Annotated in this window: 1 protein-coding gene; it reads left to right on the forward strand. The window is 59.4% G+C overall.

Translation table 11 applies throughout. The annotated features are described in order from the left end of the window. The coding region (locus tag MJX74_RS21680) for a hypothetical protein (protein ID WP_240225090.1) at positions 1 to 239 on the forward strand (239 nt) is incomplete at both ends.

Genomic DNA, 239 nt, shown 5'->3' on the forward strand with positions numbered 1-239 from the left:
GGCTCAGCCTACACCGGCTCGGTGCCCAAGCTGTTCATCCGCATGACCATCATCGTGTCGCTGGTTGCCGCATTCGAGCTGGCGATGCCGGTCAAATACGGCGATTTGATCAATCCGAAGAGCTTCTTCGTCAACGCGCGCGGCATGAGCGCCGAAGGCTTTTGGAACGAAGACAGTAATCTGTTCGTCAGCGCCACCCGGCCAGGCGAACGTAACTTCCTGCCGGGCTCCAATCTGCC

This window comes from Rheinheimera hassiensis (assembly GCF_022436675.1).
GTDB lineage: Bacteria > Pseudomonadota > Gammaproteobacteria > Enterobacterales > Alteromonadaceae > Alishewanella > Alishewanella hassiensis.